This is a genomic window from Streptomyces sp. NPDC002092, from assembly GCF_053593775.1.
Map to the genome: position 1 here is coordinate 389,769 of NZ_JBSFDG010000002.1, position 14,478 is coordinate 404,246.

Consider the following 14,478-nt stretch of genomic DNA (forward strand, 5'->3'; position numbering starts at 1 on the left):
CGCCGAGAACGGCACCGGCGCGTGAGCCGGCACACGAGGTGCCCTCGGTGCCTTCGAGCCTACGCCCGCCGACGTGGCCGGCGGGAGCGCACATCCGCCTGGCAGGGCCGAAGGCCGACGAGGAGCGGCCTCGGCGGAGGAGTGTGGGACGTCGGGCTTAACGATCCTTATGTATCCGTTCGCATATATCCAAGCCTCCTGGCGACGAAGCACCCAAGACCGAAGGTGCCGCCGAACACGCCCACAGCGGCCATTGCCGTCACCTTGAGGCCCGCACCGACGACGGCGAGCACCAGCTCAGACATGAGTGTCACGCAGGTCGACGCGAGAAGGATGATCCCTACGGCAAACCTGCGGATCTCGACGTCTTCCGATTCCACTTGAGAGGTTTCACCTGCCGGAAGCGTCCCGGTTCCCTTTTCAGGCGGCGTCTGGTTGTTCACGTGACTGACTCTCTGGTTGCCGCACCCCGGCGTCGGCGGTCGCTTACCGCTCACGCTCGGGCCCGATTGGACATGCATCAGCACTCTACACAGCGTGTATACACCGAATGTATACATCGAGTGCCGACCCGCAACGTCCCGGCGTGTCCGAGAGGCGGGGCCCGCCGTATCAGAACCGTGACAAAGGCCCCTGCCTGCACGGACACACCCCGCGCCATGATCTAAACACTGCGCGTATACATGCCGCGTATACATGGTGTGTAGAGTGCCGGGCATGTCCATCGGTAACGCCCTTCTGGGGCTCCTGGAGTCCGGGCCCCGCCACGGCTACGACCTGAAGCGGGCCTTCGACGAGAAGTTCGGTCACGACCGGCCGCTGCACTACGGCCAGGTCTACTCGACGATGTCCCGCCTGCTGAAGAACGGGCTCGTCGAGGTCGACGGCATCGAGGCGGGCGGCGGGCCCGAGCGCAAGCGGTACGCGATCACCGACGCCGGGATCACCGACGTGGAGCGCTGGCTGGCGACGCCGGAGGCGCCCGAGCCGTATCTGCAGTCCACGCTGTACACCAAGGTCGTCCTCGCCCTGCTCACCCACCGCAACGCGGCCGACATCCTCGACACGCAGCGCTCCGAGCACCTGCGGATGATGCGGATCCTCACCGACCGCAAGCGCAAGGGCGATTTCGCGGAGCAGCTGATCTGCGACCACGCCCTGTTCCACCTGGAAGCGGACCTGCGCTGGCTGGAGCTGACCGCCGCGCGTCTGGACAAGCTGGCCGAGGCGGTGACCGCGTGACTCGTGTTCCTCCGGGCTCTCTGCTCGCCGCCCAGGACCTGCGCAAGGCGTACGGACCGACCACCGCGCTGGACGGCGCAGACTTCTCCATCCACCCCGGCGAGGTCGTCGCCGTGATGGGACCCTCCGGGTCCGGCAAGTCGACGCTGCTGCACTGCCTCGCCGGGATCGTGCCGCCCGACTCCGGGTCCATCACCTACAACGGGCGTGACCTGGCCACCATGAACGACGCCCAGCGCAGTGCGCTGCGCCGTTCCGAGTTCGGCTTCGTCTTCCAGTTCGGCCAGCTGGTGCCCGAGCTGACCTGCGTGGAGAACGTGGCCCTGCCGCTGCGGCTGAACGGCACCTCCCGCAAGGAGGCCGAGCGGGCCGCGCTGCGGTGGATGGAGCGGCTTGAGGTCGACGACCTCGCGAAGAAGCGGCCCGGTGAGGTCTCCGGCGGTCAGGGACAGCGCGTCGCCGTCGCGCGGGCGCTGGTCACCAGCCCCCGGGTGCTGTTCGCCGACGAGCCCACCGGCGCGCTCGACTCGCTCAACGGCGAGCGCGTGATGGGGCTGTTCACCGAGGCGGCCCGCTCCACCAACGCGGCCGTCGTGCTCGTCACGCACGAGGCCCGGGTCGCCGCCTACTCCGACCGCGAGGTCGTCGTACGCGACGGCAGGGCCCGGGACATGGAGCACGCCGTATGAGTGCAGGAAGGGGGCACCTCCCGCTCGAGCGAAGTCGAGAGTGGCGGAGGTCCAGGGATCTGGCCATGGGGGTCCGGTTCGCCTTCACCGGCGGGCGGGAGGGTTGGGTGCGGATGCTCCTCACCGCCGTCGGCGTGGGGCTCGGCGTGGCACTGCTGCTGCTCGCCACCGCGCTCCCGAACGCGCTGGCCGTGCGGCACGACCGGGAGGAGGCGCGCTCCGACCTCACGTTCACCGTGGTGCAGCCGATGAAGGCGTCGGACCACACGCTGGTGGTCGGCGATGCCGGGACGACCTTCCGTGGCAAGGAGGTGCGCGGGCGGGATGTGCAGCCCGAGGGACCCAGGGCGCCCCTGCCGCCAGGGCTCTCCAGGTTTCCCGGGGTGGGCGAGATGGCGGTCTCTCCCGCGCTGAAGCGGCTGCTGGAGTCCGGCGAGGGGAAACTGCTGCGCGAACGGCTGCCGGATCGGATCGTCGGCACCATCGCCGAACCCGGACTGATCGGGGCCCAGGAACTGGCCTTCTACCGCGGCGCCGACCACCTCGTGGTCAGGCCGGGCGTGGGCGGGGTCGAACGCATCGACCGATTCGGCGCAGGGTTCAAGACCCAGGAGAAGAAGGACCCCGTTCTCGTCCTGCTCTCCCTCGTCGTGTTCCTGGCGCTGCTGATGCCGGTCGGCGTGTTCATCGCCGCGGCCGTGCGGTTCGGCGGCGAGCGCCGTGACCGGCGGCTCGCTGCCCTCAGGCTGGTGGGCTCGGACAGCCGGATGACCCGGCGGATCGCCTCCGGCGAGGCCCTCGCCGGCTCCGTGGCCGGCCTGGCCTTCGGCACGGTCTTCTTCCTGATCGCCCGGGAGCTCTCCGGGACCGTGGACCTGTTCGACGTCAGCGTGTTCCCCAGCTATCTCACCCCCTCCCCCGTGCTCGCCCTGCTCGTCGCGGTCGCGGTCCCGGCGGCCGCCGTGCTGGTCACGCTGTTCGCGCTGCGCGGCGTGGTGATCGAGCCGCTCGGCGTGGTGCGCACCGCGAAGCCCCCGCGGCGCCGGCTGTGGTGGCGGATACTGCTGCCCGTGGGGGGGCTCGGACTGCTCTACCCGATGATCGGCAAGGACCGGTACGGCAAGGACTTCAACCAGTACCAGGTCACCGCTGGTGTCCTCCTGCTGCTCATGGGGACGACCGCGCTGCTGCCGTGGGTCGTGGAGACGGTCGTCGCCCGGCTCGGGTCCGGCGGGGTCGCCTGGCAACTGGCCATCCGCCGCCTTCAGTTGAGCAGCGGAACGGCCGCCCGCATGGTCAACGGCATCGCGGTCGCGGTGGCGGGCGCCATCGCCCTGCAGATGCTGTTCTCCGGGGTGCAGGGCCAGTACACCAAGCACACCGGCGACGACCCCACCCGGGCCCAGATGCACGCGGAACTGCCGGACGGGGTCCCGCTCGCCCGGGCGGCGGCCGACTTCAAGGCGACCAGAGGCGTCGCGAAGGTCTACGCCTACGACGAGGGCTTTGTCAGCGACCGGCCAAGGCACGCCGACAACACCACCCAGGTCACCATCGCCGACTGCGCGACCCTGCGCGAGATGGCTTCCTTCCCTTCCTGCGAGGACGGTGACGCCTTCGCCGTCCGGGGTGACGACGAGGAGGGGGCGTCCGACCTTTCCAGGCCCGGCACAAAGGTGTGGTTCGACGCGATCGACGGCGACCTTGCGCAGCACAGGCCGACGCCCTGGACCGTGCCGGCGGACGTGAAGCAGGCACGGGCGATCGCGGACCCGAGCGGGGACGAGCGGGGCGGCCTGCTGCTGACGCCGGGCGTGCTGCCCTCGGGCTCCGCACCCGGGGTCACAGGGGGGATCTACCTCGTGCTCGACCAGAAGCTGGCGGCCGCGCCGGAGTACGCGCGGAACACGGCCCGCCGTCTCGGCATGCCGACCGACCCGGCGATGCTGGTGTCCAGCAAGAGCGACGACGCCTTCGCCTCCCTGCGCACCTTCCTGTTCGTCGGCGCCGCCTGTGTACTGGCGCTGATCGGCGCGAGTCTGCTGGTCGCACAGCTGGAGCAGCTGCGCGAGCGCCGCAGACTGCTGTCGTCGCTCATCGCCTTCGGCACCCGGCGCCGCACCCTGTGCCTGTCCGTGCTGTGGCAGACGGCGATCCCGATCGGCCTCGGCCTGACGCTGGCCACAGCGATCGGGATGGCACTGGGCGCGGCACTGCTGAAGATGACGAACAAGCCGGTGGGCGTGGACTGGACGAGCGTACTGTCCATGACCGGCACCGCCACCGCCGTCGTCCTGCTGGTGACCGTGCTCAGCCTGCCGCCGCTGCTGCGGCTGATGCGCCCGGACGGCCTGCGCACCGAGTAAGGCCACGGAAGGGCCCTTCCCGGGTGGGAAGGGCCCTTCGGCCTCCCGGTGCAGCGCTCGCGCCCGCAGCCGTAAAGGCCGGCGCATCTCCGGGCGCGCCGTACACGTCAAGTGCCGCTCCAGGTCCGGATGGCCGGCCTTCGCGATCTCTCGCCGCGACCTGTACGGGGGCGCCCCTCAGCCGCTGTCGTGCAGGCTGTGTTCCGAGGTCCACCGCCGAGGTGCCTGCGATGCTCCGCGGCCCGTGCCGTACGGAGTCCCGGGCAGACGCCGACGCCCGTCACCGGGGCCGCGCCGCTCGTCACGGGCTTGTCTGCGATGGCGGACGCCCGACCGGCCTCGGCACGTCCGCGGCGGCGACCGGTTGCTCGTGAACCGTGAGCTTCGGGTGGTCGATGTCGGGGAGCCAGTCGCGCTGCGGTGTGTAGTCCAGCCACCGCCTAGTACGGCCAGCCTCGGTGAAGCCTCGTAGCAAGGTGTCGAGTCCGGGGTGGCGGGAGGATTCGCGCCAGGCCAGCGACCACGCGTACAGCGGTGTCGGGTCGGCGAGGGGGATACAGCGCAGGCCCGCGTGGTCGGGCAGCGGCGCGTCGGCGGGGAAGAGGGTGAAGGCGTCGGGCTCGGTACGGATGTGCCGCACAAGATGGTCCAGGCCCAGATTGGGGCCGTCGTGCCGGCGCGGTATCCGGAATTCGTCGGCGAAGCGACGCAGGAAGTCGAGGCGGGTCAGTTCCGCCGGAGACCACAGCACGCTGTCGCGCAGGTCCGCGGGGCGCAGTACGTCGGCGAGGGCCAGCGGGTGGGACGGGCCGACGACTGCGTCGACGGGTTCCAGCCGTACCAGCCGCTGGGTGAGGCCCGCGTCCCGGCCGTCGGGGAGCGGGTGCACCCGGCCGAATCCGAGATCGGTGGCGCCGCGCAGCAACGCCTCCGCCACCGACGGCCAGTCCCGTCCCGGGCTCGGCTCCCACCGCACCGGGCCGAGTGCCTGGACCGCGTCGGCGACCGTGCGCATCGGCGCGTACAGATGTCCCCAGGTGTCGATCCGTACGACCGGTCCGGCACCCGTCACCGCCGCGACCGCGCGATCGCCCGCAGCGAGCGCCTCGAGTGCGGCCGGCAGAAACCGCTCCCCCGCCTCGCTCAGCCGGACCCCACCCTGGCGCCCGAACAGCTGCACGGACAGCAGCTTCTCCAGCCGCGCTATGCGCTTGGACAGCGCCTGTTGACTGGTGCCCAGCTCTTCGGCGGCCCTCCCGAAGTGCAGGGTCCGGGCTGTCGCGACAAAAGCGCGGACCAGCGCGAGATCGAGGTCCATGCCATTGACCTTATGTGACAACCGGGCGTTGTCGGCCAGGCGGATTCGTTGTTGGCCGAGTCCCCGCTCCGCCCGGTCGGATGGTCCTCGAAGACACCGCCACCGAGGGGATGATCACGATGAAAGCCTTCATACCGACCGGAGATCCCTCCGAGCCGGTCGTGCTCGCCGATGTGGCGGAGCCGACGCCCCGCCCCGACGAAGTGCTGGTGAAGGTCGAAGCCTTCTCCGTCAACCGGGGCGAGACGTTCAAGCTGGAGAAGCCCGCCTGCGGCGACCGGCCGGGCAAGGACATCGCGGGGCTGGTGGTGCAGCCGGCCGCCGACGGCAGCGGACCGTCCGGGGTCACCCGGGTCGTCGGTCACCCCATGGGAGGTGGCTGGGCGGAGTACGTGGCCGTGCCGACCGACGCGCTCGCCGAGCTGCCGGACAGCGTCTCGGCGGTCCAGGGCGCGGCGCTGCCGCTCGCCGGGCTCACCGCGCTGCGGCTGCTGCGCGCCGCCGGACCCGTGCTGGGACGGCGGATCCTGCTGACCGGTGCTTCCGGGGGTGTGGGCCACTTCGTCACCGAGCTCGCGACCGCCGCCGGGGCCCAGGTCACCGCCGTGACCAGGAACGCCGAGCGCGGCGCGCGGCTCGCGGAACTCGGCGCCACCGATGTCGTGCACCAGGTCACCGATGCTCAGGGCCCTTACGACATCGTGCTGGAGTCGACCGGCGGGCCGGCGCTCTCCCTCGCGCTCGCTCGGCTCGCCAGGCGCGGCACGGTGATCTGGTTCGGGCAGGCCAGCCGCATGCCGGCGACGCTCGACTTCTTCGACTTCTTCACCGGGCCCGAATCGGCTTCCATCCGTCATTTCCACTATCTCGACGCGGACAGCCGCCTCGACGAAGATCTGGCGACGCTCGTCCGGCTGACCGCCGAAGGCCGACTGCACCCCGAGATCGGCCGTGTCACCGACTGGGCCGACACCGCGAGCGTCCTCGCCGCCCTGCGCGACCGCCGGATCCGCGGCAAGGCCGTCCTCACCCTGTCCTGAACCTCACCACCCTGTCCTGAACTTCACCTCAACGACCGGCGGCAAGACCGGCCGAAGGAGCAGAATCATGATCACCAGCGACCCCAGGGCCGTCGTCATCCGCTATGTCGAGGCCGTACGCGACGGCGACGGCGATGTCATCCACGACAGCTTCCATGCGGACGCGACCTGGCACTATCCGGGCGACCTGCCCGTCTCCAAGGTGTGGCACGGACGCGACGCGATCATCAACGAGTTCCTCGGCGGCATGGGACCCGCCTTCGTCCCCGGCACCCTGGAAATCGAACTGGTCAGCACCATCGCCGAAGGGGACCGCGTGGTGGCCGAATGGACCGCCAGGGCCACGACCGTGCGCGGCGACACCTACGACAACCGTTGCCTCGGCATCTACACGGTCCGCGACGGCAGGATCGCCTCGGTCATCGAGTACGCCGACACTCGGCACGTGGCCGCGACCCTCTTCCCGGACGAGGACGCTCACCGTCCCGCCGGCACCGAGTGACCCTCCCCGAGGACTCGGGACTCGTCGATCATTGCGCTCCGGCAGGGTTGTCGTTGTACACGTTGGGCAGGCTGCCGGCGCCGTACGCGGTGAGGGTGCTGTTCGCGCCGAGCGGTATGGCAGGAGTGCCGGTGCCATTGCGGGTGAGGCGGACCGTGGGAACGCGGTCGTCGCCCGCAGGTCAGCGGGACAGCCAGGTCAGCACCGCTGTCGTCAGGAACACGACGACCGCCGCAAGCCAGACCATCAGGGGTGTCGGTCCCGAAGACCTGACCGGCGCCGCCCACTCTTCCTTCTCCCGTGACAGCAGCGCATCCGCGAACGCCCTTGCGGTCTGCGGTCGTTCGGCAGGTTCTATGGACAGTGCGGCACGCAGCAGTGTTTCGATGCGGTCCGGAACCCCCAGCTCCCTGGGAAGGCTCGGCAACGACGCCGTCGACTCCTGCTGCGTCACAAGAACCGTGCGGCCGCCCGACCCGAACGGCTTGCGTCCGGTCAGCAGCTCGAACGTGACGACACCGAGGGCGTACACATCGGCACGACCGTCGAACCCGCCCGTCTGGAAGGCCTGTTCGGGCGCCATGTACGCGGGAGTGCCGGTGGTCACCGTCAGCCCCGACGCGTCGGCCAGTTGCTTCGCGCTGCCGAGGTCCGCGACCAGTACGGCGGCAGGCGTGCGGCCGCTGTCGAGCAGGAGGTTCGACGGCTTGATGTCGCGGTGGATGACGCCCGCGTCATGGAGTACCTGGACCGCGTACCCGGCCTCGGCCGCGAGCCGGAGCGCCTCCGTCGGCCCGCAGTGCCCTGTCTGCTCCGCCAGCGTGCCGCCTCGGACGTAGTCCATGACGAAGTACGGCCGGTCGTCCTGGACGCCGACGTCGTGAACGCGCACGACACGTGGGCTGGAGATCCTGCGGAGCAGCCTCGCCTCCGCCAGGAAGCGCTGTCGTACATCGGCGTTCGACGCCCAGTTGTCGGCCAGCACCTTGACGGCGACGTCGGTGTCGAGCTCGGGGTCGTATGCCTTCCAGACGGTGGCGAACGAACCGGCTCCCAGCCTGTCCTCGAGGAGATAACGACCTAGCTTCTGCATGTGGCAACATTTTTCCGGGGCGATGTGGAGCAGGCGGAGACAGCCGACCGTGGTCGGCTGTGGTCGGGAACTTTCCTGCGACCCTGTGGGGGGCCAGGTCGGACGATAGCGGGGGGACAGCAGGGTGCTCGAGGAGGATGAGCTGACGCACCTGGTGGCGTCTGCCCAGGCAGGTGACCGGGCGTCCCTGGACCGCCTCCTCGTCAGGCTGCGGCCCACCGTCATGCGCCGCTGCTCCCGCTTCCTTCCGCACCACGCCGACGCCGAAGAGGCCGCGCAGGACGCCCTGTTCTCCATCAGCACGCATCTGCACGAGTACAGCGGGCGGGGCTCGTTCCTCGGCTGGGTGACCGTGATCGCCTCGAACGCCGCGAGGGCCACGTATCGCTCGATGCGCCGGCGCGCGGAGGACAGTCACGCGGTCGTTCCCGACGGTGTCGACCCTCGGACGACGAGCGTCATCGCGGGCACCCGGCTGGACCTGATGGAGTCGCTGGCCGCACTGGAGGAGCGGCACCCGGCTCTGGTGGAGTCCTTCGTGCTCCGCGATCTCGGCGACCTGACCTATCTGCAGGTCGCCGAGATCACCGGCGCTCCCCTGGGCACGGTCAAGGACCGCATCCATCAGGCTCGTCGCTTCATGCGGGACCAGCTCGGCGGTGCCTTCTGAGACGCCCCGGCCCCCCGTTCCCCCCTGGCATCAGCTCGACCGCGGGCCGGGAGGTGCTGCCGTGCGGCCTCGGACGATCGTCGTCATCCTGGCGGTAGCCGTCGGACTCGGCCTGCTGACCGGCCGGTTCGTCCTGCCCGCACCCTCTGCCGAGGGCACGCCGAAGACGCGGCCGGGCGCCGCGGCGTCCTCGCCGGGCAGCGGCTCTCCGGCTCCGAGGCCCGCGAGCGGACCCATGACGAGCCGGCACTTGTTGACAGCGGCCGAGTTCAAGAAGGTCGGCATCTCCGAGCACATCTACGTGCGCGACCGCGTCGGGGACGGCAACTACGCCAACGCGACCTGCACCGGGGAGAAGACCCTCGGGGAGACCCTGGGAGCGTACGGCGCACACTTCCGCGGATTGATGACGAGCAAGAACACGGGGAACGGCGGCGACCCCACCGAGGCGGCGAACATCGGCGATCAGGTCGCACGCGAAGTCGCCGACGACGCCGGAAGCCGGGCACTGGCCCAGAACTACGCCGCACGCCTGCTGTTGGAGGAGGTGCCGTGCCAGAGCGAACCGGCCACGCACTGGGTCTACGGGCCGACGCACACGATTGACGTCGCTGCGGACATCACCGCGAGTTGGATGGGTGTCTACAGCGGCGATCTGAACACCACAGGGACCGCTCCACGAGGCAAGGAGCCGTGTGGAGGCGTCGCCGTACTCCGCAACGGCTCGCACTACGGCGTCCTGGAGGTCGATGCCTGCCTGGGCTCGGCTGCGATGATGCGGATCACCCGTGCGGCCGTGACACGACTCTGAGACCGGCCCCCGCCCCACAGGCAGACGTGACGTGGATCACATCCATCACGGCCGATCTCCATCCAACATCTCCCGTACCTGCGGCATCTCCCAGACGTACGACGACGCCCACCGCGTCGTGACCAGACAGGAGATGACATGTTCGACAACCAGGCAGCCCGCAAGAAGTCCGCTCGTCGCGGTCGTACCGCTGGAGCAGCCGCCTCCGTCGGTGCCGCCCTGATAGCGGTCGGCATCGGCGCGTTTCCCGCCGCCGGCGCGGACACCAGCGCTGCGGGCCGTTCGGCAACCGCGCCCGCCGCCGCTCCCGCCCAGCCCGGCCTCGGCTCCGCCGGCCTGATACAGAGTGAGGACTTCTTCCAGCAGGGCCTGGTCCCGGTCCGCGCGGCGGTGGACCTGACCGGGAAGCAGGCTCTCTCGGCATGCTCCGGCGAGGAGACGATGCGAGAGCTGACCCAGGGGAAGGCGGCCGCCTATGCCGACGTGACCTGGACCTTCGACACCAAGGGCACCTCGCTGACCGAATCGGCCGCGGACGGTTCCACCGACACATCGGCGGCCTCGTACAGGAAGCAGCTCGACAAGCTGGTGCGCGCCTGCCAGGACGAGCCGCAAGGTCACTGGTACTACGGCAAGGGGCACACCTTCACCGTCAAGGCGGGCGAGGGCAGTTGGTATCCGGCCTTCAACGGCGACGGCAAGGTCGCCGGCGGCGTCGCGGTGATCCGCAGCGGCCACAGGTTCGGCATCGTCGAACTCACCGGTCAGCCCAGCGACGACCCCGGCTACATGGAAGGCATCGCCGCCGCTGCCGTCAACCGGCTGGCCGACTGATCCGGCCCCCGGGGGCCACGGGGGGTCCCGGGAGGTTCCGGACGGTTCCGGGAGCTGTTCGAGCGGGTGCTGCCCGGTCCTGGAACCGTCCGGTCGGGGTTCGCGAACCGGTGGCGTCGGCCCGCTTCGGTCGAGGTGCGGCGCATCAGTCCGACGGCGCCTGTCCACTCCCGGTGTCGATGAGGATCTGTTCCGCCTGGCTGAGGTTGTCTGCCCGCACCGCCTGGGCCATCGCGGCGCGGGCGGCCTCGGGTGTCGCGTCCGGCGGGACCATCAGCAGCGAGAAGAGGTCCTGTTCGCCCCGGGTGATCAGCACGGTGTCGTCACCCACGGGGAAGGAGTCGATGTGCACCACCCGGTCGTCGACGACGATCCGCGTCGGGAGCCCCGCCCAGGCCGCGGTGTCCAGCCCGACGCGAGTGACCGGCCCGAGGTGCCCGGTGAGGGCGCTCAGCAGCTCGGGCAGCTCGGCACCGATGTCGCGCGACCGCGGCCACCACGCACCGTCCAGGACACCTTCCCGCGACTGCGTCGTCTCCAGCCGGAGCAGCGCGCACCCCGGCCGCACAGTCCGGTGAACGCCGCTCGGCAGATGCGGGGAATCGGGGGGTGAATCAGAGCCGGTCATGGGGACCACCCGTCTTGGGGAGCCGGTGCGAACACGGGACTCGCCTCGCCCTCCCACGCTACTCCCCGTGCCCGCCCGCCTTCACGGGGGATGTGACCTTTGTTGCGTTTCGGAGTCTCGGACGCGTTCGCCGTTGCACCACCCGCTGACGACGGCGGCAGCGGCACATGTCCCGTCGAGGGAGGTCAGAGGGCTGCGGGCGCAAGTCACGGCAGGAAATACGCGCCCACGGAGAGCAATATCTGTACCCGTGAAATGAGAAATAGCTGCGGGGTACGGCGAGTATTCCTCGACCGCCCGGCGGAGCGGAATTGTCCACCAGGCAGGGCCGATCGCACCGTGCTACTGTCGAACTCAGTTGCAGGTGTGGTTGCCAGAAGGTTTTTCCGACGGCTGATCATCACGGCGACACGGAATGCGCACAGGGCGCATTCCCGTACACCGCCTCCGAAGGAGAAACAACATGGCTACTGGCACCGTGAAGTGGTTCAACGCGGAAAAGGGCTTCGGCTTCATCGAGCAGGACGGCGGCGGCGCCGACGTCTTCGCCCACTACTCGAACATCGCCGCCCAGGGCTTCCGTGAGCTGCTGGAGGGCCAGAAGGTGTCGTTCGACATCGCGCAGGGACAGAAGGGCCCGACGGCCGAGAACATCGTTCCCGCCTGACGCACCGGCACTGACGCATACTTCGCAGCTGGGGCCCGCACCTTGGGGTGCGGGCCCCAGCTCGCTTCATTCCCAGGGTGATTCGCCCCTGTCGTTTTTCGGCCCGTTCTCGCGATTCTCTGCGCCGCTCATTCTGCTGCGGAAATTCCTTGATACGCGCCCGCATCGAGGAAGGTTCCGCATGAACCGCACACGTGGCACTCGCGCACGTACCAATCGCACATACGACCGCTCCGGCGTTCCGCGCCGGTCCAAGGGTTACGGAAACCGACAGACTGCGCAGGGCGAGTTCGCCCTGCCGAAGGCGGTCACACCCGCGCTGCCCGCTGTCGAGTCGTTCGCCGATCTCGCCATGCCGGCTCCGTTGCTGGCCACGCTCGGCCGTGAAGGCGTGACCGTACCGTTCCCGATCCAGGCGGCGACCCTGCCCAACTCCCTGGCCGGCCGTGACGTACTCGGCCGCGGCCGCACCGGGTCGGGCAAGACCCTCGCCTTCGGTCTCGCGGTACTGGCCCGCACGGCGGGCCGGCGGGCCGAGCCGCGTCGGCCGCTGGCCCTGATTCTCGTCCCCACCCGTGAGCTGGCCCAGCAGGTCACCGACGCGCTCGCTCCCTATGCCCGCTCCGTGAGCCTCAGGCTCGCCACCGTCGTCGGCGGAATGTCCATCGGCAGGCAGGCCGGTGCGCTGCGGGCAGGCGCGGAAGTGGTCGTCGCGACGCCCGGTCGCCTCAAGGACCTCATCGACCGGGGCGACTGCCGGCTCGCCGACGTCGACGTCACGGTGCTCGACGAGGCCGACCAGATGACCGACATGGGCTTCATGCCCCAGGTCACCGCCCTGCTCGACCAGGTTCGCCCGGAGGGCCAGCGGCTGTTGTTCTCGGCCACCCTGGACCGCAACGTCGACCTGCTGGTCCGCCGCTACCTGACCGACCCGGTGGTGCACTCCGTCGACCCGTCGGCCGGTGCGGTGACCACGATGGAGCACCACGTGCTCCATGTGCTCGACGCGGACAAGCACCGCACGACCACCGAGATCGCGGCCCGGGACGGCCGGGTCATCATGTTCCTGGACACCAAGCACGCCGTGGACCGGCTGACGAAGCACCTGCTGAACAGCGGTGTCCGCGCCGCGGCCCTGCACGGCGGCAGGTCCCAGCCGCAGCGCACCCGGACCCTGGCGCAGTTCAAGGACGGTCACGTCACCGTCCTGGTGGCCACCAACGTCGCGGCCCGCGGCATCCACGTCGACAGCCTCGACCTGGTCGTCAACGTGGATCCGCCCAGCGACCACAAGGACTACCTGCACCGGGGCGGCCGTACCGCCCGGGCCGGGGAGTCCGGCAGCGTCGTCACCCTGGTGACCCCCGGCCAGCGCCGCGACATGACCCGGCTGATGGCCTCGGCCGGCATCAGCCCCCGCGTCACCCCGGTCCGCTCGGGCGAGGCGGAGCTGAGCCGCATCACCGGCGCCCAGGCGCCCTCCGGGGTCCCCGTGGTCATCACCGCGCCTGTCGTGGAACGCACCCGCCGCGCGTCCTCGCCGTCCCGGGACCGCCAGGGCCGCACCGGCCAGGGCCGACCCGTCGGCGCGAGCAGGCGCCGCAGGGCACAGCGGCGGCCCGGCAACAACGCGGCTGCCTAGACCGCGGCGCTCCCCGAAGCCCTCCTGGCCCCTCGGGAGACGCAGTGGCCTCTGCGCCGCAAGGGCCGCCAAGCCGACCATCCCTCACCGAAGGAGACACCTTTGACGCCGGCGCGAACGCAGTACGGCATGCCGCACCCCGCCCCCGTGACCGCGGTCGAGGACATCGAAGGGCACGGGCCTCGGGTATGTGACGACATGACGGTCGAGGTGGCTCTGGCCGTCATGGCGAGTGCCCGGGTCGAGTATCTGACCGTGTGCGACGGGGACGACCAGAGCACGGGTTCGGTCACCCGGGTCCGGCTCGCCGGTCTCCGCGACAGTTCCACGTACACGGACCGGATCCGTCTGCGGGACGTCCTCGACGGATCGCTGCACCCGCACGGCGTCCGCTCGGGCGGCGCCGCCCTCGGCGTCGGCGAGTTCGGCCGGGTTCCGGGCGCACTCGCCCTCTCGTACTGATCCGCCTCGCCCGGGCGGCCCGTTCTCCTTCTCCCCCCGCGACTTCTCCCCTGTGAGGCATCATGCGCTGTGTCATCGCCCGGTACCCGTTCGACCTGACCAAGGCCGGGGTGCTGGCCTCGATGAAGGGCATCAGGCCCGAGCTCGTCACGGGTGACTCCGTGACCATCGGCCGTCGCCGCTACCCCGTCAAGCAGGTGGGCCAGGTCATCACACGACAGGACCCGCGTGACTTCACCGCCCGCGAAGTCAGCCGGGCCATGACGCAGCTCGGGTTCACCTGCCACGACCGCCCCGAGGACGCGCCCGTGGGCGAAGGTGGACCCGCTCTCCTCCGAACCGCCTCCGCACTGCTCGGCGGCGCCGGCCCAGTGGCCGTGTGAGGACGGGCGGGAGACCGCCCTCAGGATCCCGGTGGGGGCCCTGCCGACGCGCGTCGGCCCAACACCGCCCACACAAAAAAATAGTCGACAAAAAAACATCACATGGGGACGACCGCCCCCCCCACGCG

General features: G+C 70.3%; 16 protein-coding genes. 12 read left to right on the forward strand and 4 right to left on the reverse strand.

Annotated elements, in window-relative coordinates:
* Nucleotides 1–167: 167 nt before the first annotated feature.
* Nucleotides 168–443, reverse strand: a complete 276-nt coding sequence (locus ACWCRD_RS05840; protein ID WP_450964702.1) for a hypothetical protein — start codon at nt 441–443, stop codon at nt 168–170.
* Nucleotides 444–717: 274 nt separating this feature from the next.
* Between ACWCRD_RS05840 and ACWCRD_RS05845 the strand changes: the two genes are divergently transcribed.
* The 3 genes from ACWCRD_RS05845 to ACWCRD_RS05855 all read left to right on the forward strand — a co-directional run bounded on the left by ACWCRD_RS05845 (nt 718) and on the right by ACWCRD_RS05855 (nt 4,297).
* Nucleotides 718–1,242 carry a PadR family transcriptional regulator gene (locus ACWCRD_RS05845; protein WP_450964703.1) on the forward strand — a complete coding sequence of 175 codons (525 nt, stop codon included), beginning with the start codon at nt 718–720 and terminating at the stop codon, nt 1,240–1,242.
* On the forward strand, nt 1,239–1,931 hold the full coding sequence (locus tag ACWCRD_RS05850; RefSeq protein ID WP_450964704.1) for an ABC transporter ATP-binding protein: 693 nt from the start codon (nt 1,239–1,241) through the stop codon (nt 1,929–1,931). Before ACWCRD_RS05845 ends, ACWCRD_RS05850 begins: the two co-directional genes overlap by 4 nt.
* Before the next feature lie 65 nt (nt 1,932–1,996).
* Entirely contained in the window at nt 1,997–4,297 is a 2,301-nt protein-coding gene (locus ACWCRD_RS05855) for an ABC transporter permease (RefSeq protein WP_450964705.1), read from the forward strand.
* Between the two features lie 301 nt (nt 4,298–4,598).
* Here ACWCRD_RS05855 and ACWCRD_RS05860 read toward each other — a convergent pair whose 3' ends face one another.
* A complete protein-coding gene (locus ACWCRD_RS05860) occupies nt 4,599–5,615 on the reverse strand; it encodes a LysR family transcriptional regulator (RefSeq protein ID WP_450964706.1) in 1,017 nt (338 codons plus the stop codon).
* 119 nt (nt 5,616–5,734) lie between these two features.
* Here ACWCRD_RS05860 and ACWCRD_RS05865 point away from each other — a divergent pair, with 119 nt between their 5' ends.
* Both ACWCRD_RS05865 and ACWCRD_RS05870 read left to right on the forward strand, forming a co-directional pair.
* The gene (locus ACWCRD_RS05865; RefSeq protein WP_450964707.1) at nt 5,735–6,655 is read left to right on the forward strand and encodes a zinc-binding dehydrogenase; all 921 of its coding nucleotides are present in this window, start codon (nt 5,735–5,737) and stop codon (nt 6,653–6,655) included.
* Between the two features lie 67 nt (nt 6,656–6,722).
* A complete protein-coding gene (locus tag ACWCRD_RS05870; RefSeq protein WP_450964708.1) occupies nt 6,723–7,157 on the forward strand; it encodes a nuclear transport factor 2 family protein in 435 nt (144 codons plus the stop codon).
* A gap of 181 nt (nt 7,158–7,338) precedes the next feature.
* Here ACWCRD_RS05870 and ACWCRD_RS05875 read toward each other — a convergent pair whose 3' ends face one another.
* Nucleotides 7,339–8,250 carry a serine/threonine-protein kinase gene (locus ACWCRD_RS05875; RefSeq protein WP_450964709.1) on the reverse strand — a complete coding sequence of 304 codons (912 nt, stop codon included), beginning with the start codon at nt 8,248–8,250 and terminating at the stop codon, nt 7,339–7,341.
* 124 nt (nt 8,251–8,374) lie between these two features.
* On the opposite strand from ACWCRD_RS05875, the gene ACWCRD_RS05880 reads away from it, so the two are divergent.
* The 3 genes from ACWCRD_RS05880 (at nt 8,375) to ACWCRD_RS05890 (ending at nt 10,565) form a co-directional block, all read left to right on the forward strand.
* Entirely contained in the window at nt 8,375–8,920 is a 546-nt protein-coding gene (locus tag ACWCRD_RS05880) for an RNA polymerase sigma factor (RefSeq protein WP_450964710.1), read from the forward strand.
* A 61-nt stretch (nt 8,921–8,981) separates the two neighbouring features.
* Nucleotides 8,982–9,731, forward strand: coding sequence for a hypothetical protein (locus ACWCRD_RS05885; protein WP_450964711.1), 750 nt, complete (start codon nt 8,982–8,984; stop codon nt 9,729–9,731).
* Nucleotides 9,732–9,869: 138 nt separating this feature from the next.
* On the forward strand, nt 9,870–10,565 hold the full coding sequence (locus tag ACWCRD_RS05890; RefSeq protein ID WP_450964712.1) for a hypothetical protein: 696 nt from the start codon (nt 9,870–9,872) through the stop codon (nt 10,563–10,565).
* A gap of 145 nt (nt 10,566–10,710) precedes the next feature.
* Here ACWCRD_RS05890 and ACWCRD_RS05895 read toward each other — a convergent pair whose 3' ends face one another.
* Nucleotides 10,711–11,193: a DUF5994 family protein gene (locus tag ACWCRD_RS05895; RefSeq protein ID WP_450964713.1), complete on the reverse strand. Its 483-nt coding sequence runs from the start codon at nt 11,191–11,193 to the stop codon at nt 10,711–10,713.
* A 463-nt stretch (nt 11,194–11,656) separates the two neighbouring features.
* On the opposite strand from ACWCRD_RS05895, the gene ACWCRD_RS05900 reads away from it, so the two are divergent.
* The 4 genes from ACWCRD_RS05900 to ACWCRD_RS05915 all read left to right on the forward strand — a co-directional run bounded on the left by ACWCRD_RS05900 (nt 11,657) and on the right by ACWCRD_RS05915 (nt 14,350).
* On the forward strand, nt 11,657–11,860 hold the full coding sequence (locus tag ACWCRD_RS05900; protein WP_004986771.1) for a cold-shock protein: 204 nt from the start codon (nt 11,657–11,659) through the stop codon (nt 11,858–11,860).
* Between the two features lie 181 nt (nt 11,861–12,041).
* Complete coding sequence (locus ACWCRD_RS05905) at nt 12,042–13,505, forward strand: DEAD/DEAH box helicase (protein ID WP_450964714.1); 1,464 nt, start codon at nt 12,042–12,044, stop codon at nt 13,503–13,505.
* Between the two features lie 129 nt (nt 13,506–13,634).
* Nucleotides 13,635–13,967 (forward strand): CBS domain-containing protein, encoded by a 333-nt coding sequence (locus tag ACWCRD_RS05910; protein ID WP_450964946.1) that lies wholly within the window; start codon nt 13,635–13,637, stop codon nt 13,965–13,967.
* A 62-nt stretch (nt 13,968–14,029) separates the two neighbouring features.
* The gene (locus ACWCRD_RS05915; RefSeq protein WP_450964715.1) at nt 14,030–14,350 is read left to right on the forward strand and encodes an SCO5918 family protein; all 321 of its coding nucleotides are present in this window, start codon (nt 14,030–14,032) and stop codon (nt 14,348–14,350) included.
* The last annotated feature ends 128 nt before the right edge of the window (nt 14,351–14,478 follow it).